We start from the raw sequence: 19,668 nt of genomic DNA on the forward strand, positions 1-19,668 counted from the left end.
GCCGAGTCGCCGGACTGAAACTGCGTGGCCGCCACCGTCTCTGTATGGACGAAGACACCAAAGACTGGGAGACACAGTTGCAAGCGAATCGGGACGAGAAAGACCGGTTCTTCGCGGAGCACCGCCAATCCCCGATTCCGCCGGAAGACCGCGACGACTTCGACGGACTCAGCTACTTCGACCCGGACCACGACTATCGGGTCGAGGCGACGGTTACGGTCCACGAGACGCCGGAGTCAGTCGATCTGGAGACGAGCGACGACCGAACGGTGCGCTATCTCCACGTCGCGACGCTGTCGTTCGACCTCGACGGCGAGTCCCGCGAACTCCACGCGTTCCGGCAGGCCGCCGACGAGTCCCGGACGCTCTTTGTTCCGTTCCGGGACAAGACCACCGGACAGCAGAGCTACGACGGCGGCCGATACATGGAACTGGAACCCGACCGCGACCTGAGCGACGGCGACGAGATTACGCTGGATTTCAACCTCGCGTACTCGCCGTTCTGTGCCTATAGCGACACCTTCTCCTGTCCGCTCCCGCCGGAGTCGAACTGGCTCGACACTGCGGTGACGGCCGGGGAGCGGATCGACTGAGGCGTCTCTGCCGGCAGTCACGACACCAACACCAAACGAATTGTTTACACATCGCCACGACCAAAGCAGTGTATGGCAACGGATTCCCGGGAAGATCCAGTCTTTCAAATGGCCCTGAAGGCCTTCCAGTACGGGTTTACGCTTTTGTCGGCGCTCTGGCTGGGTGGGACAGGACTTGTGTTCGGCTCGGTCCTGCTCCTCACCATCGCTTTTTCGCTGTCACTCGGCACAGGTGTTCAGATAACGCAAGTACAGAGGCTGGTCCTTGGACTGGTAACGATTCAGGGCATCGCCTTCCCGGCTATTGCGTACGCATACATCAAGCTCAGGCCGGTAATCAGGTCGAAGCTCCGCGAACTCATCTCGTATCCGCCAGACACCGGGACGTTCACTATCGGTGTTTCTGTACCGAGTTTCCGCGAGGCCGTCATCGTCGTGCTGGGCTACGCCAGCGCGATGGTCGGACTCGTGGTAGTAGCCGTCATCATCACAACGCTCGTCTCGATGTTCGGCATCGAAACGGCAACCAATCAGGCCGCGGAGATCGGCATGGAGAACCCCGATGTCCTCCTCCTGTTGATTCCCGCCTCGTTCCTCCTCATCGGTCCGGGCGAGGAACTGCTGTTCCGCGGGGTCGTTCAGGGCCGCATTCGGGACTACTTCGGCCCGATTTCGGGCGTCGCCATCGCGAGCGTCATCTTCGCCGGCATTCATTACCCCGCCCTCAGTGGCGGGTCGGTCACGGGCAAACTTGTCGGGGTGTGTGCCCTCCTCATTCCGTCGCTCATCCTCGGTGCAACCTACGAGTACACAGACAACATCGTCGTTCCGTCACTCATCCACGGCGCGTACAACGCCACGCTGTTTACTGGCCTCTACGTCACCGTGAAGTTCAGTGGTGAACTCTCGTCCGCCGCGGGTGTCCTCAGTAACAGCGGGTTCTGACCGGCCCCTGCCCCAGCAGGCCCGTACTATAGTACGTTTGTAAATCATGTGATTGGTTGCCTGGCTTGCACACGCAAGGGAGTTGGTCTTTTTCATGATCGTGTGAAACCTAAAACAGTTCAAACGGGGCTTACAGTGGCGTTATATCCGAACTAACACTTTATCACGCTCTCGACTTTTTACCCAGTAGCAGAACCTGAATCGGAGATATTACTTTGAAATGACAAACGTCTTATTAGCGTTTTTGTACAACATTCAAACAGATGGTTGGTTCAGTGCGCGTCTTACATATCGATGACGAACCGGACTTTGCCGATCTAACTGCGGCATATCTCGAGCGGGCCATGGATTCATTCAGCGTCGACACCGCGATGCGGGTCGACGAGGTCATCACGGACCGCCCGCAGGACACGTATGACTGTATTATCAGCGACTACGATATGCCTGGCATGAACGGGCTGGAGTTCCTCGAACGGATTCGCGAGGACGCACCGAAGCTTCCGTTCATCCTCTACACTGGGAAGGGCAGCGAAGAGATCGCGGCCGAGGCAATCTCCGCAGGTGTCACGGACTATATCCAGAAGGAACCGGGAACGTCCCAGTACACGGTGCTAGCGAACAGGGTGCAAAACGCGGTCGAAGCCCGCAGAGACGAACTGCAAGTCACGCGTGGTCACCGCGCAATGAACGCGGCCTGGGACGGCATCAGCACACTGGACGACGAGGGTCGGTTCACCTATTTGAACGACGCCTACGCAGCCACGTTCGGCTACGAGCGCGACGAGCTTCTGGGCGAACACTGGCAGAAAATCCACTCGGCAGAGAGCCTCAAAACGGTCGATGATGAAATACTCCCGGCTGTCAACGAGAACGGGACGTGGACGGGTGAGACACTGCTCGAACGCGCCGACGGGACACAGTTCATCGGCGAGCACACCGTCGCGAGTATCGCAAATGACGGCTCCGTCTGCGTAGTCCGTGACCGGACTGACCGCGAAGAACTCGACAAACAACTGCGACACGAGCGCGAGCGGTTCCGGCTACTCGTCGATGCGGTCGAGAATTACGCGATGTTTCTGCTCGACCCCGACGGCCTCATCCAGTCGTGGAACGCCGGTGCGAAACAGCTCATGCAGTACGAGGAATCTGATATCCTCGGCGAGCACTTCTCGACGTTTCACACAGAGAAACAGGTGGCCGACGGCATTCCCGACCAACTGCTGCGAGAAGCCGGGGAATGCGGCAAGGCCACCGACCGCGGGCTCCGCGTTCGGAAGGACGGGAGCACGTTCTGGGCAGATGTGGCCATCACTGAACTCCGGGAAAACGGCGACTCCCGTGGCTTTGCGAAAGTGGTCAAGGACATCACGGAGGAGATCGAACGGGAGCGGCTACAGGCGACGGCCGAACGCTACCGAGAGAAACTCTACGAGGTCACGAACGATTTGGATCGCCGGTTCGAACAGCGGTTAGTCGACGTACTGGAACTCGGTGTCGAGTATCTTGCCGTCGATCAGGGCCATCTCGTCGCAATCGATCCCAAGGCGGGCACGCATGAAATAATCGCTACCAGCGGCGAACCGTCTCTCACCGCCCCCGGCGACATCACATCGCTTTCCGAGACCTATTGCCGACGAACCGTCGAATCCGACGGTCTACTCTCTATCTACAACGCCGAGCGACTAGATCTGGATGACGACCCTGCATACCGGCGGTACGGTATCGGCTGTTACCTCGGTGCGAAAATCGAAGTCGACGGCGAGCTGTTCGGGACGGTCTGTTTCGTTGCTCGTGACCCCCGGTCGGAGCCGTTCAGACAGGACGAACAGGCCTTCGTCGAACTGCTCGCCCGCTGGCTCAAATACGAACTGAGCCGACGCGACGGACAGATCCAGTGGCCGCTAAAACCCTAGAATCTGGGAACGATACCGTGTCGGTCAGCGTCTCGGGCTGACCTATGGCGGGCAGGTCAGTCGTCGACTGAGGCCTGTTCGGACTGTCCGGTTTCGGATCCGGAATCGTATCTCACCTCCATGTACAGCAACGCGAAGATGGTGAGTGTTGCGACGGTCTGTACGGCAGCGGTCATCGGCGCCAGCGGAGCGAACATCGCTGCTCCCGCAGCCACCAGTAGCCCGGCGCGACTCGGAATCCTGAGTTGGCCAGAGAAGTAGTTGACAATGGCTGCCACGGCGGCGACGAGACCGATTCCCACGACGACGAACGTAATCGGTGTCGCCGGAACCGACCAGAACAACAGGCTATCGTTGACGACGAAGATGTACGGAAGAACAAACAGCGGCGCCCCGAGCACGAGCGACTTTCCGGCGGTCCGCCAGAAATTCCCGCCTGCGACCCTGGCTGTGACGAGGCAGGCGATGGCAACCGGCGGCGTCAGCGCCGAGAGAATCGCGAAGTAGAACACGAAGAAGTGCGCGGCGAGCAGGTCGACACCGGCCTCGGTCAGTGCCGGTGCGATCAGCAGCACGGCCGTGATGTAGGCCGCGACGGTCGGCATCCCGAGACCAAAGAGAAGCGCCGCGATCATCGCGAACATGAGCAACAGCGCGAGCACGCCTCCCGAGAGTTCAACGAGGCTGGAGGCGAACACCTGCGTGAACCCGGTGAGGTTCAACACACCGACGAAGATGTTCATGACGCCCAGCGACACCGCAATCGGGGCTGCGTTTTCCATCCCGCGGCCCAGGCCGTCCATAGTGTCCACGAAGAAGTCGCGGATTCCGTAGCCATCGCGAAAAAAGATCCCCTGGACGAACGCGGCCGGGAACGCGGACATTATCGAGAGGAACCCTGCGTACAGCGGATCGTACAGGAGAACGACCAGTGCGTACAGGAGAACGGCCAGCGGAACCCACAGCGCGAGCCCCTCGACGAGCAGGTTACGAACCGATATCTGACCGAAGGAAACAGCGGTTGTCGTTCGGCCGAAGATCCTATCGAGTGCGTTTTTCCGATCCCTGTCGACCGTCTCTACGTCGGTCAGTTCTTCCTCGTCAATCTCGCTCGTGAGCCCTTCTTTGACGGTTGTCAGATGAACACCGATAGCGACCGTTCCGTAGAACAGGAGTGCCGGCAGGAATCCGACGACGATAATCTTCAGGTAGCTCGTCCCGGTGATCTCGGCCATTATGAATGCCGCTGCACCCATGATCGGTGGCATAATCTGGCCGCCGCTGGAGGCCACCGCCTCGTAGGCCGCTGCGGTATCTCTGTCGAGCCCGTGGCGCTTGAGCAATGGGATGGTAAACGCGCCCGTCGTCGCCGCGTTGGCGGCCGCGCTGCCGTTGACCGACCCCATACCCATGCTCGCGACCGTCGTCATCTGCGCCAATCCGGACCGGACCCGTTTGCCGATCAGCGTTCCGACCTGGACGAAATACTCCAGCGCGCCGTACGCTTCCAACAGCCCCGCGAGGATCATGAAGATAATAATAAACGTCCCCGAAACCTCGACAATGACGCCGAAGACGCCGCTGCCGAACTCAACTGTCAGACCCTGCACCAGTCGTTCGGCCTGAACTCCATTGTGGTTCAAAATACCCGGGAAATACGGGCCATACAGCGCATAGACAAGGCCAGCTACGCCGACCAGCGACAGCATCGGACCGTAAACCCGCCTGCAGACATCCAACAACAGCAGGATGATCAACAGCCCCATGAACAAGTCGAGGTCGGTGTATATCCCGAGTTGCTCGTAGACGATGCGGTTGAAGGCCGTAAAGAGGTAGACGGCGACGACGGCCGAGAGAGCGGCCTCAAATAGCGTCGCGTAGTTTCCGAACCGCTCCCGGCGCGTCTCGGGTTCGGGGGTATACGCGAGGACAGCCGCCCCGACGAGCATGAATCCGAGGTGGGCGATCTTGTGTTGGTCCTGTTCGAACGGGAACAGCTGGGTGAACCAGAGGTGATAGACCGTCGAGGCGACTCCCAAGGCTATCAGGAACCCGTACTTGGCCATGCGTACCCGGGACGGGTCGACCCAGCTCCCGGTTGTGTGTTCCCCCGTCATGGCTGGCGTTGATGGGGTGGGCGGACGAGAGACAGGTCGCTCGCGTTACCCCTCATACTCCTCAAGTGTGGTCAGTCCGTCCTTCCAGAGGTCCTGCTCCTTGTAATACTTCTCAGCGCCGGGATGGACGGGTGCGTTCGGCGAGGGGAGTAAGAATTCCTGCGCGAAGTCCGGACCGGCGCGAGAGAGCACTGAACTCGCCTCACGGACCGCGTCGATGTCCTCCATGACGGTACGGACGAACTCATAGCCCAACTCCTCAGATACCTCGGCCGGGAAGATAGTTTCATAGCCGACGCCAACTGCCGGAATGGAGTCCATTCGAATGTCCTGCCCGTCCCAGAGGCCGGCCGGCGTTTCGATGTACGTGTAGGGCAGATCGGAGTTGGCTAAATCTGACTCGTCGAACTCCCAGTTGACGACCGCGACGTCGGCCTGTGCGCCGGCTTCCTGCGCCCACCCGGTCAGTACTTCACGGCTGACTCCGTAGACCATCATCATATCGAGACGGCCGTCAGCGAACTGTGCCCCCTGGTCTCCCCAGCTCATCGACTGGAGGTCGTACTTGTCCTCGACGTTGTCGATCCCGGACAGTCGGAACCCGTCAAGGCCCGCGAAGTAGTTCGTCCCGCCGCGCTGACCGAACGCCATCGAGACCGACCCGTCCTGGGGAATGCCCGACACCGACTCGATGCCTTCGAGTGCATCGTCAGTCCGCCTGACGAGGTAGTACTCCAGAGTCATGAACGGTAACACCTGCGTCATCGTCTTCCCGACCGGTTCCCCGTACGGGTCTCCGCCGCTGTTTGAGCGCGCGACTGCCCAGTCGGTACTCTGGGCGATATCGATGTCTCCCTGAGCGATCAACCGAGGGTTTGCGGCGGTCCCGCCGGTCGTCTGGGCGCTCATGCTGATGTCGTCGGACTTTTCCGAGAGCAGCTGTGCCATCGCTACCCCCGACGCGTGAGTCGCCGTCTCCGGCCCTGACGTTCCAATTGTCCAATTTGTACTGCCGCCACTGCCGCCACTACCGCCGCTGTCTCCACCACTGCCGTCACCGCCACTGCCGTCGCCGCCACTATCCCCGTCACCACCAGCGCCGCTACCGCCGTCTCCACTACAACCAGCGAGGCCTGCAAGGCCAGCGGCACCGACCATTTTCAAGAAGCTACGCCGCTCGGAAATCGAACCATCCTGATTGTTTCTGAACATTATCTAAGCTACAACTATGATGTCAACCAATCTATATTTAAATGTTACTGCAAATATCTTTATCATACAGACATCGGCTGCGGAAACAGACAACGCACCCCGAGCAAATTTTCAAATCTCGGGAAATAGTGGCCACTCAGCCGCATTATCGAGACTGTGAAAATCTGAGAGATGTGACTCAACTCGACAGCCCTACTGTTGGGAATACCACTATCAACGGTTCCCGAAGATCCGGCTAACAGGGTGTCATCACGGAGGAATCCATCTCAATGACACACCAGAGCCACTGTGTGTCCGTCCGTATTATGCCAAATGTTGCCACTAGTAGACTCGAAATGTACGCCCGGAACACTAACGTCCGGCATCATCCTCGGCGGTGTGCCACGTCAGCCGGCAAACCCTCGTGCCGGGCGGGTCGCCGGATACGGCGACCGATTGCGCGAGCGGTGGTAGCCGCGAGCGCGGGTGATTATGGCGTAATCACCGAACGCCCAGACGGTGCAACCGTCTGGCGGGTCGTCGATAGACGACCAAGTGCGGTATGAACCGCGGTCATGTCGCGTGCCCGGGTTCTCCGGGTCGTCATCGTCCCGGTGACGGGTCTCAGCCGGGGATTGAAGGCACGCACTAGCAGTTCGCCGGTCGCACACCTAAGGGTGACGTTCAGACGGCGTAGTCGTCCTCGCGCAGTTGGACGTACTTGCCGTTGCGGTAGGAGAACTTCCCCCACTTGTACCCGAGGACCATCTTAATGCCGTTGAGGCCGCCACGGAGCGCCGCGTCGGCCTTGATGCCACGGGCGTCCATCAGGTCGTTGGCGGTGGTAAAGGCCCGGTCCCAGTCGCCGGGCCGCCAGTCCCGGACCATGTCCGCGAAGGTAACGTTCCGGAGGATTTCGTCGCCGATGGCGTCGTGCCAGGCGTCGTTGTACCGTTCGAGGCGGTCGTTCGCGGCGAGGCGACCGGCTATCTTCCCGGTGCGAACGGCGACGTGATCGCCGCCCTCGTGGAACGCCGAGGTGGTCCCCATTGCCCCGCCGGCCACGGCGATGCCGGCACCCACCGGGGACTCTATCGGTCGGGTCGAGGAGATGGGGTACGTCTCCGTCCCTTTCGATTTCCCGCGGTCCTCGACGAGCGGGAAGTCCTCAAGATCGTACGCCTGGAACTCCTGTTCGAGCAGTCGCTCGATGTACTGCCGGCCCTGTGGGATGCTGTCGTCGCTCTCTCTGAGCAGGCCCCACTCGCTGCGGTCGTAGGCGTCGATGTCCAAGCCGATGGGCATCGTCAGACCGATGCGGGCGACGGGGGCGTCGTTCGGGAAAATCCACGGATACGCCGTGTGGCCGGGCATGATGCCCCACCAGAACTCGATGAACTCCGGCGTGAACAGTTCCTCGGGCATCCGTCGGTGCTCCTGATAGGCGATGTGGTTGGCCTTGTTCGAGGGCATGATGTCGGCCATCGTCTGTCCGGCCGGGAGGACCTGGTCGAGCGTCCCGCCAGTGACGGTCCGCTGTGGGCCATCCGCGAGGATCACGTACTCAGCGGCGATATCTTCACCGTTGGCCAGCCGAACGGTGTGTCGTGGCGAACTCCTCAGGTCGGTCTCGACGCCGGTGACGCTGACGCCGACGCGGTAGTCCGAGCCCGCTTCCGTCGCCCGTTCGCGGAGCCAGTCGTCGAACCGCGCCCGGTGGAACGTGATGCCGAAGCCGTCGGCGCTGGAACTGATACCGGTCTCTGTGAGCGTCATCTCCGTTGAGGGGCCATAGAACTTCGCCCCGTCGAGTTCGCTCAGCACAACATCCTCGGGGAACTCCGACCGTGGAATGTCCATGATGTCGAACCAGTAATCGAGCAGCCCGGCGGCGTCCGTCGAGTCCGGCCCCGCCCCCTCGCGGTCGGCTCTGGGGACCCCCTTTTCGAGAAGGACGGCGTCGGCCCCGTGGTCGGCTGCAGCCTCGGCCGCCGACGACCCGGCCGGGCCACCACCCACAATGGCGACGTCTACGTGTTCCATACCCGCTACGGTGTCCCGCGCCCGCTAAAACCTATTGTCTTGCATCGAATCCGCGGTCTGACGACCCTCTGTGTCTGAACTGGAATGCACTGCGCGCTACGGTTCGGACGCTGCGTCGGCGAGTGACACGTCGTGTTGTTCCAGCCGTTCGACGGCCCGCTTGTACGCGTCGCTCTCCGCGAGCGCTGTCGCTCGGACAGCGTCAGCGACTGTGTCTCGTCGGTCGGCAAGTCCCAGGAGTTCCCGACGCTCCGTCTCGTATTCGCACCGGCGCTGAACTGCCGAGAGTACCGACACCAGGGTATCCCGGTCGGCAGGCTTTCTGAGATACGAATCGACGGGAATGTCCAGAATATCCACGTCCGGCTTGACGCTACTGATCATTACGACCGCAGGGGTAACTGACCGCTGTCGGAGCTTTTCGGCGACCGTTTCGCCGCTCAGTTTCGGCATCTGCCGGTCCAGCAGTACCGCATCGATTGAGTCGTCAATCCGCTGTAACCCTGTACGGCCGTCACCGGCCTCTATAACCTCGTATTCTTCCGGAAGCCAAAGTTTGTAGAGCTGTCTATAGTCCGTATCGTCATCGATCACCGCAACGCTCGTCGGTCTCCCCATTCCTTCGAAGTTCTACGTTGGTCATCCTACAAATATGCTAAGATATCGGTATACTATTAGTACAAATTTTACTAATCTAGACTGGTAATTCCTCCGTTCTCTAAATACAAAAATTCTAACAATACTTCCGGCGCGCGGTCACCAGACTGCCGGCACCGTTTTGAGGCCCCCGCGTGGAACAGCCGGTATGACTCCGCACGTCACAGGAGGGGTTCAATGGCCGACATCGTCGTGACCCGATACGACGTTCACGGAATGCCGGTCGACCAGTACGCGGCAGCGCTCCGGGAGCGACTGCCGGAGTGGGACATCGCCATCGCGGAGACGCCCGAAGCCGAGCGCGACCTGATTGCGAACGCAACGGTTCTGACCGGCAACGATGTCTCGCCGGACCTGGTCGATACTGCCGACTCGCTGAAGCTGTTTGCAGGGACATACGCTGGATACGACCACCTCCCGCTCTCGGAACTGGCCGACCGCGACATCGCGCTTACCACGGCCTCCGGCGTCCACGGTCCGAACGTCGCTGAGAACGTCGTCGGGTCGTGGCTCGCCTTCGCTAGGGGCTTTTTCACCGCCCGCCGCCACCAGCGCGACCACGTCTGGCAGTCGTTTCACACCGACGACTTCGCCGGTAGCCGGGTCTGTGTCGTCGGGCTGGGAGAAATCGGCGAGGCCATCGTCGACCGTGTGCAGGGGTTCGACGTGGAGACCGTCGGCGTCCGCTACTCGCCGGAAAAGGGCGGCCCGACCGACGAGGTGTACGGCTTCGACGAGATTCACGAGGCGGTCACTGACACGGAGTACATCGGACTCGCCTGCCCACTCACCGACGAGACGCGCCACCTCATCGACGAGGAGGTGTTCGAGACGATGCCTCCCAGCGCGGTGCTCACCAACGTCGCCCGCGGCCCGGTCGTCGACACCGATGCGCTGGTTACTGCGCTCCAGCGCAACCACATCGGCGGCGCGGCGCTGGACGTGACCGACCCCGAACCGCTGCCCGGCGACCACCCGCTGTGGGACTTCGAGAACGTCCTCATCACGCCCCACAACGCCGGCCACACGCCGAGCTACTACGAGCGGCTGGCCGATATCGTCGCCGAGAACGTCCAGCGGGCAGAGCGAACCGGCGAGTGGGACGGGCTCAGGAACCAGATCGAACTGTAGTCACTGCCGGCTGGCGAGATATCCGGCGCGGGCTTCGTACACCAGATACGAGACAACGGTCACACCGAACACGCCGCCGAGTAGGTGCGCGACTGTAACGCTCCCGAGGCTAGTGCTCCCGACGGTACCCTGCAGCAGTTCGACTACGGCCACTACCGCCGCGAGCCCAATGTACCGCCAGCGGGCCGCGACCGGAAGCGTCTCGCTATCACCTGCCAGCGCGAGATACAGGTGTGTGCCAGCCAGAACGGCGAAGTACGTAGCTGCGACGAGCACGACCGAGGCGACAGGGCCGAGCGGAACCGCCCGGAACAGGAGCGCCCAGACGAGGACAACAGCGCTCACCACCCCGATCTGAAGCTTCGTATCACGTGGGACCATACGCCAGAAGTCGCGTCTGGTCGTGAAAAAATATCGGACTGACTAGCAGTTCTCGTGCGACTCGGAAGAACGGCACTCGGCGACCGTGACCGTTACAGATAGCCGCGCTTCTTGAGCAGTTCGCCGTTCAGCACGCTCGCGCCTGCGGCACCGCGCATCGTGTTGTGTGCGAGGCAGTTGAACTGGACGCCGTCGGTCGTCTCGCGGAACCCACCGACTGCGACGCCCATGCCGTCCTCAACGTTGCGGTCAAGGCGGGGCTGTGGGCGGTCCGGTTCCTCGAACACCGTGATGAGTTTCTCCGGCGAGGACGGCAGGTCGATACCGGTAGCCGACTCCATCGCGGCCTCGGCGTCGGCCGTGGAGATGTCCTCCGCGGTGTCGGCCCAGACGTTTTCGAGGTGGCCGTCGAGCGTCGGGATGCGGTTACAGGAGGCGGCCACGTCCATCTCGTTGCGGTGGACCTCCGCGCCGTCGAACGAACCCAGGAGCTTGCGCGATTCGGTCTCCATCTTCTGCTCTTCGCCGCCGATGTGCGGGATGGCGTTGTCGATGATCTCCATCGACGAGACGCCGGAGTAGCCCGCGCCGGAGACGGCCTGAAGCGTCGAGACACGTACGTCGGTCAGGTCGAACTCTCGGTCGAGGGTGGCCAGCGGCGGGACCATCGTAATCGTCGAGCAGTTCGGGTTCTTCAGGAGCGCGCCGTCCCAGCCACGTTCGTCGCGCTGGACTTCGAGGAGGTCGACGTGGTCGGCGTTGACCTCTGGGATGATGAGCGGCACGTCCTCGTCCATCCGGCCGTTCGAGGAGTTCGAGGAGACGGTGTAGCCGGCCTCGCAGAACTCCGGTTCGACCTCCGCGCCGACGCTCGACGGGAGCGAGGAGAAGATGAGATCGACGTCGTCGGGTACCGAATCCGGGTCGGTGGCGCGGACTTCTAACCCAGCCACGTCCTCGGGAATCGGGGAGTCGACACGCCACTTGGCGGCGTCCTTGTATGTCTCGCCAACGCTTGCGTCGCTGGCCGTCAGTGCTGCGATTTCGAACTCGGGGTGGGGGTCGAGCAGTTGGATAAGTCGCTGCCCGACTGCGCCAGTCGCACCGAGCACACCTACGCGTACAGTCATCGCTTGACACACGGCTATGGGTGGTCAAAACAGTTTGGATACGGAGCGATACCGCTGCCTTCGTAGGATTACTCGACCTCGGTGTCCTCGAAGACCCACTCGATGACGCGAGCCTCCACGAGGTCCCGCTCTTCGACGTAGGGGTCGTCGCGGTTCGCCAGCGTCTCCTCGGCCTCGGCGCGCATCTCCGATTCGATCTCCGTGTGGTCCGGCTCGTCCCGGATGTCGTTCAGCAGCGCTTCGAAGTCTTCCCGGAGGTCGAAGGAAGCGCGAGCGGCGTTACACCGGGATAGCGGGCTCATCCCGGTCTCTAGCACGAGGTCACGTACCGTCTCCCAGTCGGAGTCACAGAAGTAGATTGACACCTCGCCGACGATGTCCTGCCAGGCGATGGGGTCGGCGTGCTTGAGCAGTGGGACCGCGCGCGGCGGCAGGTCCAGACGGGTCTTCGTGTCGGGATTCCCGCACAGACAGCAGGCCTTCTCCGTTTTCCCCGTGTACATGTGAGACAGTTGGGTCGGACGTATTTGGACCCATCGCAGTCGGACCGTAGCTGGCCGGCTATACCGGAATGAACTCGGGGTCCACGTCGTTCAGGCGGTCAGTGTTCGAGACGAACTGATACAGGTCGCTGTAGAGGTCCGTGCACTTCCCGTCGGCGTCGTAGCGGAGCGTGTGCCAGTCGGCGACGACCGCGCAGTAGCGCTTCGCCCGCGTGAGCGCGACGTTCAACCGCCGGGGGCCGTCGACCGGTCGCCCGAGGAACCCGACGTTCCCGTCTGCGTTGCTCCGGACGAGCGAGAGGACGATGGCCGTTCGTTCACCGCCCTGGAACGAGTCGATAGTGTCGACGGTGACGCTGTCCGCATCGTCAGTACGCTCCATGAGTGTTTCACGAATGCGAGACACTTGTGCGCTGTACGGTGTGATGACGCCGATTTCGTTGGCCGGCACGTCCGACAGCAGGTCCTCAACGAGATGCGCGACAAGGCGGGCTTCGGTGGGATTGGACTTGGAGTGCCCGACGGTCTCGACCCGGCCGCCGACGTTGTACCCCTCGATTGCCGGCTGGTCGGGAAGCGGGTCGACGGCCCGCCCGTTCCGCAGCGTTCGGTCGTAGAACCGCCGGTTCGGGAAGTACGCGATGTCCCGGTGCATCCGGTACTGGGTCTGGAGCTGGAGGCCGACACCATCGTAGACGCCGCCGTCAGCGTAGAGATGCTCGAACAGCGAGTGGCCGTAGCTCGACGCCGGCGGTTCGTCGCTCGCGCTGTAGGGCGGGAGCTGTCGGTGGTCGCCGGCGAGCACGGCGCGGTCGGCCCGGACCAGCGGGATACACGACGCCGCACAGGTCGACTGCGTCGCCTCGTCGAGCACGACCAGATCGAACTCCCGGGCGAGCGTGGCGGCGCTGTTGTTCGTCACCGCTACCACGTCGGCCCGCCCGGGTACGTCGCCGTAGGCCCGCCGGACGACGCCGTTCGACGACTGGCCCGCGTTCACGCGGTCGAGGGTGTAGTCGCCGTCGCCGTGCTGGCCGTACGCGTGCAGCGACTGCGGGTCCGCCGTGTCGTCCGTCGACGACCCCGCCACGAGGTTGTCGACGGCCTGGTTCGAGTCGGCACACACTAGCACGTCCTCACCAGCCTGTGCGGCCCGTCGGACGATTTCGACCAGCGTCCGCGTCTTTCCGGTCCCCGGCGGGCCGTGAATACAGAACAGGTCGTCGGCAAGGAGCGCGTGCTCGACGGCCAGTTGCTGCTCCTGATTCAGTTCCGCGTCGAACTGGTCGCTCCGGGCGGCCGCGCCGTTCGAGAAGGTTATCGGCCGGTCGCCGGCGAGCACGTCCCGGAAGCGGTGGTCGGATAGGGCTTCGACTGCGTCTCGTTCGCGGTCGAACGGAACGGGATTGAGCAATGCTGTGAGCCCGTATGTGGCGTCACTGTCGGTGAGCGCGCTTTCGAGCGCCGTCGCACCGTCGACCTCGGCCCAGTTCACCGCGACCCAGACCGACCGGCCGCGGATACGCTCGACTGTCGCCGGCACCGGGAACGGGCCGTTCTCTCGGGTCCCGTCCACGTCGTGAACCAGCACCTCATTTCCCTCGTGGATGCCAAACACCGACTCCACGACAAACGCCCAGTCGCCGTCCTGCCTGGCGGCGACATCCGCGGGCGGGTCGACGTGGAACCGGTATGTGCCGTCGTCTCGGCCCCGCGCATGGAGTTCGGGCACTGCGTCGCCACCGGCCTCGTACACCCTGTCAGGTGAGCGCCGCTCGGCGCGCTCTCGGTTTTGCCGGCGAGTCGCCTCGCGTTCGCGCTCAACGTGGGAACGCAAGCCGTCGAGTAACTCTGCAGACGGGATCGGATTTCGGGCCGGTTCGCTGTCGTCTACTGGCGAGTCGTAGGAGGGTGGGTACGTCTCCGGGACGTAGTCGGAGTGCCAGAAGCGGATCCGGTCGGCCAGCCCCGTGGCTCCGAAGTCGTCCGCGTCGACGAAGTCGCGCTCGCCGTCGCGCTCGAAGACGAATATGCCGCCGTGGAGGGAGTGCTCGGTGAAAGCGACGAACTCGTCGGTGACCCGCGCCGAGTCCGGTTCGTGTAGCGGGATGCAGACCCAGTCCTCCTTGGGATGGGCGAGTCCGTCGTGATGGCCCGCGAACTCGGCGACGGGCCGTGCGGGGATGACATCGCCGCGGTCGTCGAGGGCGTCGTCATCGGGGACACACAGCGTGGCGTCGTCGAGGTCGAAGGACCCGATGACGTGGTCGAACAGGAGCGACATCTACCCCCGATTGTGCCCCGCTGTCGTAAAACAGTACGGCCCACCTCGACAGCCCGTCACACCGGACAGGAACGTTTTAATCGCCGGACCGGCCACACATCGGTATGGATACCGCCGAGCGACTCGATCTGGTGACGCAACACACCACAGAGGTCGTCACCGAGGACGAACTGCGAACGCTGTTCGAGGAGAGCGACCCGTCGGCGTACATCGGCTACGCGCCGACCGGCGAGATGCACATCGGCCACTTCACGACGATGCGAAAGCTCGCGGACTTCCTGCGGGCCGGCGTCGACGTGACGGTCCTCATCGCGGACCTGCACGCCCATCTTGACGACAACAAATCGCCGTTCGACCTACTTGACGCCCGCTCGGCCTACTACGAGACGGCCATCGAGGGCATGATTGAAGCAGCCGGCGCGGACCCCGAAGACGTGACCTTCGTCCGCGGGACCGACTTCCAGCTCGACGAGGAGTACACGCTCGAGATGTACCGGATGGCCGCCGAAACGACTATCTCGCGGACCCAGCGCGCGGCCAGCGAGGTCGTCCGCGAATCTGAGAGCCCGAACCTCGGCGGACTCATCTACCCGCTGATGCAGACGCTTGACGTGAAGGCGCTGGACGCCGACATCGCCTACGGCGGCGTCGACCAGCGCGGCATCTACATGCTCTCGCGCGAAATCCTCCCGAACCACGGCGGCGAGTCGCCGATTTGCCTGTTTGCCCCGCTGTTGTCGGGCCTGTCCGGCGGCAAGATGAGCGCCTCTGATGAGGCGTCGAAGGTCAACCTCACCGACAGCCCGGACGAGGTCGACGAGAAAATCAATCAGGCATACTGCCCGGCCGGCGAGGTTGAGGAGAACGGAGTGCTGGAGTACCTCAACCACCTCGTCTTCCCGGTGCTGGATGTCCGCGGCGAGTCCTTCGTCGTCGAGCGCCCCGAGGAGTACGGCGGGGACCTCACCTACGAGAGCTACGACGAGGTCGAGGCAGACTTCGTCAGCGGCGAACTCCACCCCGCCGACCTGAAGCCGTCGGCCGCCAGCGCGATCTCGGACGTTATCGACCCGGTTCGGGAGCGACTGGCCGACGAGGACGAGCTACTCGCCGAGGCCTACCCCGAAAAGTACGGCGCGGAGTAACGCGGTCGACCGATGCCGTCTCGTGACACTGCTGCCGGCGATGCTGACGGGGAGCCATCGCGGGCCGCCGTCCGCCGGACATACGAGGACATCGGCGATCACTTCTCGAAGACCCGCGAGTACGCCTGGCCGGAGGTCCAGTCGTTCGTCGACGAGTGCGGCAGTGTCGAGACGGCGCTCGATGTCGGCTGCGGCAACGGCCGCCACGCGGAACTGCTCGCCGGGGTCGCTGACCGCGTCGTCGGGCTCGACGCCAGCCGCGCGCTCCTGCGGGCGGCGACCGACCGCGTCGGCGACAGCGTTGCGCTGCTGCAGGGCGATGCGACCCGGCTCCCGCTCACAGCCGGGTCCGTTGACCTCGCGGTGTACGTCGCGACGCTGCATCACCTCCCGTCGCAGGCCGCCCGCCGCGCCAGTCTGGACGAACTGGCCCGCGTCCTCGCACCGGGCGCTCGGGCACTCGTCAGCGCGTGGAGTACGGCCCACGACCGCTTCGACGCCGACCCCGACGCGGACGAGGGCTTTGACACGACCGTCGACTGGACGCTCCCCGGCGGCGAGACGGTCCCGCGGTTCTACCACATCTACGCGCCGGCCGAGTTCGAGCGCGATGTCGCCGACAGCGACCTCCGGCTCGTCTCGATGGAGCTGTCAAGCGGCAACTGTTACGGGGTCGTCGAGCCAGAAGGGAAACGCACTTAATTGCCTTCCATCTATGGATGTGTACGTTCGCACTCGGGCGAAACACAGTCCATCTGGTCTGTGCCCGCACGAGTGAGCGGCGGTGGTGAGCAAATCCAACGGATTTGCGAACGACGCCGCGCGTGAACGAAGACGCGAAGCGATGCGCGGCGGTGGTCTAGTGGTAGGACCTGAGCCTTCCAAGCTCATGGCCCGGGTTCAAATCCCGGTCGCCGCATTTTGCTGTGAGCAAAACCGCGAACAGCAAATGCTGTACAGAGTGATTTGAACTACGGAAATCCGACCGACAGCGAGGATTTGCAGTCGAGTTCAAATCCCGGCGACCACATTCTACAGCAACAAAAACGGCCAGCCGGCGTTATCAGACGTTTTGGACGTCGCCGAGGTCTCTCAGCCGCCTTTGAAGCCAACTGACGCCGTCACTCCGGTTCGACCGCAGCCTGCTCGAACTCTTGCCAGTCGTCGCCCATCCATTCCTGCAGGCGGTCGGTGACGCCGGCGAAGTCCTCGCCGTCCTCGAAGGACTCGACGACGACCCAGCCGTCGCCGTCGCGGTCGTAGCCGAGGCTGTAGCCGCGGTCGCCGTCGATGATGACGACGAACGCGGCCACCACGTCGAGGTCGGGGAAGAACCCGACTGGCGCGAACCCGTAGTCGTCGTGCTGGGCTTCGAGGGCAGAGATTTCGCTCGTCGAGAGCGGTCTGTCCGGCAGTGAGTCAGTCAGTTCGGTCATTACGTCGCAGTCGTGGGGAGAGGACTGAAAGCGTTTCGAGCGGGGCGCGGCCGGGGGACCTCAAAGTGTGAGGCAGACATAACTTCGGCCAACATTGAAGTATTATCATGACTTTTGTTAACATGGAGCTTCCTACGCTCCCGGCGGGAACGACCGTCGTACCATCCGGGATTGGCATCGGCGGACGATCATCGCCGGTGGAGACTGGCCACTCCACCGGCCACGTATCGCTTTGAAACTAACGGCAGACGGAGCAGCTGACACCTCACCCCCACCCCCACCACTTTCCCTGCTCCCGTTTTTCGAGGTGGTTTCGATACAGTAGTCCAAACGTTGACCTGATAGGGCCGGCGAGGGCCGGTGGGGTTTTCTGCCAGTACGTGTAGCGTCGGATATGGACGCCGCGCGGCTCCCTGGAACTAGCGGACCCGAGCAAATAGTCGCGCACGTCGACATGGACTGTTTCTACGCCGCCTGCGAACAGCGGCGGGAGCCGGCACTCAGAGGCGAGCCGCTCGTCGTGGGGATGGGCTACGAGAACGGCGCGACCCACGGGGCCGTCGCGACAGCGAGCTACGAGGCCCGGGCGTACGGTGTCGAGTCGGCGATGGCGATCTCTGAGGCGCTGGAACGGCTCCCACGGAAGGTCGACGCTGTCGACGACCCGGCCCTCGATGTCGAGGATGCTGGGTTCTACCGCCCGGTCGAGATGGACTTCTACGAGTCCGTCGCCGCGGATGTCCGGGACATCCTCCATGCAGAAGCGGCCGTCGTCCGCGAGGTGAGCATCGACGAGGCGTATCTGGATGTGACCGAACAGGTCTCCTGGGAGACCGTCGAGTCGTGGGCACAAGACCTGAAAGACACCATCGAATCGGAGGTGGGCGTGGCGGCGAGCGTCGGCGTCGCGCCGACGATGAGCGCCGCGAAGGTGGCCAGCGACCGCGACAAGCCGGACGGCCTAATCGTCGTCGAACCCGGGGCTGTCCGAGAGTTCTTCGATGACCTCCCCGTCGAGGACGTCCACGGCGTCGGCCCGGTCACCGCCAGGGAACTCGCCTCGCTCGATATCGAAACCGCGGGCGATCTGGCGGCCGCTGACCCGGAACTGCTTGCCGAGCGCTTCGGCGAGCGCGGCCGCGAGATACGCCGCTACGCCCGCGGCGAGGACGAGCGGTCGGTGACACCGAAAGGCGACCCCAAGAGCCTCTCGCGGGAGTCCGCGTTCACCGAAGCGACGGCCGAGATGGAGGCCAAGTGTCGGCAGGTTCGCACCCTCGCCGACGCTGTCGCCGACCGTGCACAGCGAAAGGGCGCGCGCTACCAGACCATCGGCATCAAGGTCGTGACGCCGCCGTTCGACGTGAACACGCGTGCCCGGTCGCTCCCCGGCCCGGTCGAGGAGCCCGACCTTGTCAGGCGCGTCGCGCTCGACCTGCTCGGCGAGTTCGACGACGACCCGGTTCGGAAGGTCGGTGTCCGCGTCTCGAACCTTGATTTCTCGGCCGGCGAGCAGGCCAATCTGGACGGGTTCGGCGGTGGCTCCGGAACCGAGGAGACGACCGATAGCTCCGTCGCCGACAACAGCTCGGAGACGGCTAAAGAACAGGACGAGGAAGGACAGGTCGGTCTCGGAACGTTCGGTGAGAGCGAGGCTGCCGGAGATACGATGGACGAAGATGGAGGCCCCGCTGACACTCACATTTCACTCCCGCCCGGCCAGACCACGCTCGCGGATTTCTAGTTAGGCGACACCGTGTTCCAGATTCTCCAGCAATTTCCCGACGAACAGACCGGCTCGCGGAGAAATAGTGTCGTCTGCTGGGACTGCTGTCGGATGCGCGGCCAGCGTGTCGACGAACCGCTGGCTGTGGGTCATCGCGTGTAACATATCGACTACGTCGACCACCAGTCCTTCGTCGCTGGTGTCCATCCCGGCGTAGCGCTCTTTCTCTGCCTCGGAGTAGGTGATCGTCCAGGCCGGGCCGCCGGCAGCCGCGACGATGTCTTCGAGCGGTGCCACTTCGAGTGGACCGTCGTCACTCCCGACGTACACCGTTCCGTCCTCGACGAACGTCTCGTACCTGTCCATGGACAGCCCCAGCCGAACGAGTGTGTCAAGGTGTCCCACCACAATAGCCGTTACCCCGTCTCGGGCTGACTGGCACCGCTCACGGTCCGTTTCGCGTTCGCATCCCG

17 protein-coding genes and 1 tRNA gene are annotated in these 19,668 nt (G+C 63.1%); 8 read left to right on the forward strand and 10 right to left on the reverse strand.

The annotated features are described in order from the left end of the window. Positions 1–44: 44 nt before the first annotated feature. The 3 genes from ACNO8S_RS04990 (at position 45) to ACNO8S_RS05000 (ending at position 3,451) form a co-directional block, all read left to right on the forward strand. A complete protein-coding gene (locus tag ACNO8S_RS04990) occupies positions 45–593 on the forward strand; it encodes a DUF1684 domain-containing protein (RefSeq protein WP_008309944.1) in 549 nt (182 codons plus the stop codon). A gap of 72 nt (positions 594–665) precedes the next feature. After that, on the forward strand, positions 666–1,538 hold the full coding sequence (locus ACNO8S_RS04995; protein ID WP_064288460.1) for a CPBP family intramembrane glutamic endopeptidase: 873 nt from the start codon (positions 666–668) through the stop codon (positions 1,536–1,538). 263 nt (positions 1,539–1,801) lie between these two features. Beyond that, a complete protein-coding gene (locus ACNO8S_RS05000) occupies positions 1,802–3,451 on the forward strand; it encodes a PAS domain S-box protein (RefSeq protein WP_064288461.1) in 1,650 nt (549 codons plus the stop codon). Positions 3,452–3,507: 56 nt separating this feature from the next. Here ACNO8S_RS05000 and ACNO8S_RS05005 read toward each other — a convergent pair whose 3' ends face one another. The 4 genes from ACNO8S_RS05005 to ACNO8S_RS05020 form a co-directional block, all read right to left on the reverse strand. Further along, positions 3,508–5,568, reverse strand: a complete 2,061-nt coding sequence (locus ACNO8S_RS05005; RefSeq protein ID WP_420182579.1) for a TRAP transporter permease — start codon at positions 5,566–5,568, stop codon at positions 3,508–3,510. Positions 5,569–5,613: 45 nt separating this feature from the next. Continuing rightward, positions 5,614–6,726 carry a TAXI family TRAP transporter solute-binding subunit gene (locus ACNO8S_RS05010; RefSeq protein WP_420182580.1) on the reverse strand — a complete coding sequence of 371 codons (1,113 nt, stop codon included), beginning with the start codon at positions 6,724–6,726 and terminating at the stop codon, positions 5,614–5,616. A 717-nt stretch (positions 6,727–7,443) separates the two neighbouring features. After that, on the reverse strand, positions 7,444–8,802 hold the full coding sequence (locus ACNO8S_RS05015; protein ID WP_420182581.1) for an NAD(P)/FAD-dependent oxidoreductase: 1,359 nt from the start codon (positions 8,800–8,802) through the stop codon (positions 7,444–7,446). 96 nt (positions 8,803–8,898) lie between these two features. Continuing rightward, positions 8,899–9,420 (reverse strand): response regulator transcription factor, encoded by a 522-nt coding sequence (locus ACNO8S_RS05020; RefSeq protein ID WP_023843195.1) that lies wholly within the window; start codon positions 9,418–9,420, stop codon positions 8,899–8,901. Positions 9,421–9,636: 216 nt separating this feature from the next. Between ACNO8S_RS05020 and ACNO8S_RS05025 the strand changes: the two genes are divergently transcribed. Further along, on the forward strand, positions 9,637–10,590 hold the full coding sequence (locus ACNO8S_RS05025) for a D-2-hydroxyacid dehydrogenase (protein ID WP_420182582.1): 954 nt from the start codon (positions 9,637–9,639) through the stop codon (positions 10,588–10,590). On the opposite strand, the gene ACNO8S_RS05030 is transcribed toward ACNO8S_RS05025, so the two are convergent. The 4 genes from ACNO8S_RS05030 to ACNO8S_RS05045 all read right to left on the reverse strand — a co-directional run bounded on the left by ACNO8S_RS05030 (position 10,591) and on the right by ACNO8S_RS05045 (position 14,888). Continuing rightward, positions 10,591–10,971 carry a hypothetical protein gene (locus ACNO8S_RS05030; RefSeq protein WP_191449687.1) on the reverse strand — a complete coding sequence of 127 codons (381 nt, stop codon included), beginning with the start codon at positions 10,969–10,971 and terminating at the stop codon, positions 10,591–10,593. Between the two features lie 92 nt (positions 10,972–11,063). Beyond that, positions 11,064–12,101: an aspartate-semialdehyde dehydrogenase gene (gene asd, locus ACNO8S_RS05035; RefSeq protein ID WP_420182583.1), complete on the reverse strand. Its 1,038-nt coding sequence runs from the start codon at positions 12,099–12,101 to the stop codon at positions 11,064–11,066. A gap of 68 nt (positions 12,102–12,169) precedes the next feature. Continuing rightward, a complete protein-coding gene (locus ACNO8S_RS05040; protein ID WP_420182584.1) occupies positions 12,170–12,604 on the reverse strand; it encodes a hypothetical protein in 435 nt (144 codons plus the stop codon). A 58-nt stretch (positions 12,605–12,662) separates the two neighbouring features. Continuing rightward, positions 12,663–14,888: an AAA domain-containing protein gene (locus ACNO8S_RS05045; RefSeq protein ID WP_420182585.1), complete on the reverse strand. Its 2,226-nt coding sequence runs from the start codon at positions 14,886–14,888 to the stop codon at positions 12,663–12,665. Between the two features lie 104 nt (positions 14,889–14,992). Between ACNO8S_RS05045 and ACNO8S_RS05050 the strand changes: the two genes are divergently transcribed. From ACNO8S_RS05050 to ACNO8S_RS05060, 3 genes are all read left to right on the forward strand, one after another. Further along, complete coding sequence (locus ACNO8S_RS05050; protein WP_151103186.1) at positions 14,993–16,033, forward strand: tyrosine--tRNA ligase; 1,041 nt, start codon at positions 14,993–14,995, stop codon at positions 16,031–16,033. A gap of 12 nt (positions 16,034–16,045) precedes the next feature. Beyond that, on the forward strand, positions 16,046–16,735 hold the full coding sequence (locus ACNO8S_RS05055; protein WP_420182586.1) for a class I SAM-dependent methyltransferase: 690 nt from the start codon (positions 16,046–16,048) through the stop codon (positions 16,733–16,735). 146 nt (positions 16,736–16,881) lie between these two features. Continuing rightward, a tRNA-Gly gene (locus tag ACNO8S_RS05060) sits at positions 16,882–16,952 on the forward strand. Between the two features lie 202 nt (positions 16,953–17,154). On the opposite strand, the gene ACNO8S_RS05065 is transcribed toward ACNO8S_RS05060, so the two are convergent. Continuing rightward, entirely contained in the window at positions 17,155–17,469 is a 315-nt protein-coding gene (locus tag ACNO8S_RS05065) for a hypothetical protein (RefSeq protein WP_014039998.1), read from the reverse strand. A 394-nt stretch (positions 17,470–17,863) separates the two neighbouring features. On the opposite strand from ACNO8S_RS05065, the gene dinB reads away from it, so the two are divergent. Next, positions 17,864–19,213 (forward strand): DNA polymerase IV, encoded by a 1,350-nt coding sequence (dinB, locus tag ACNO8S_RS05070; RefSeq protein ID WP_014039999.1) that lies wholly within the window; start codon positions 17,864–17,866, stop codon positions 19,211–19,213. On the opposite strand, the gene ACNO8S_RS05075 is transcribed toward dinB, so the two are convergent. After that, on the reverse strand, positions 19,214–19,561 hold the full coding sequence (locus ACNO8S_RS05075; protein ID WP_044952195.1) for a hypothetical protein: 348 nt from the start codon (positions 19,559–19,561) through the stop codon (positions 19,214–19,216). It lies immediately after the preceding gene. Between the last annotated feature and the right edge of the window lie 107 nt (positions 19,562–19,668).

Source organism: Haloarcula sp. KBTZ06 (genome assembly GCF_048595605.1).
Classification (GTDB): domain Archaea; phylum Halobacteriota; class Halobacteria; order Halobacteriales; family Haloarculaceae; genus Haloarcula; species Haloarcula hispanica.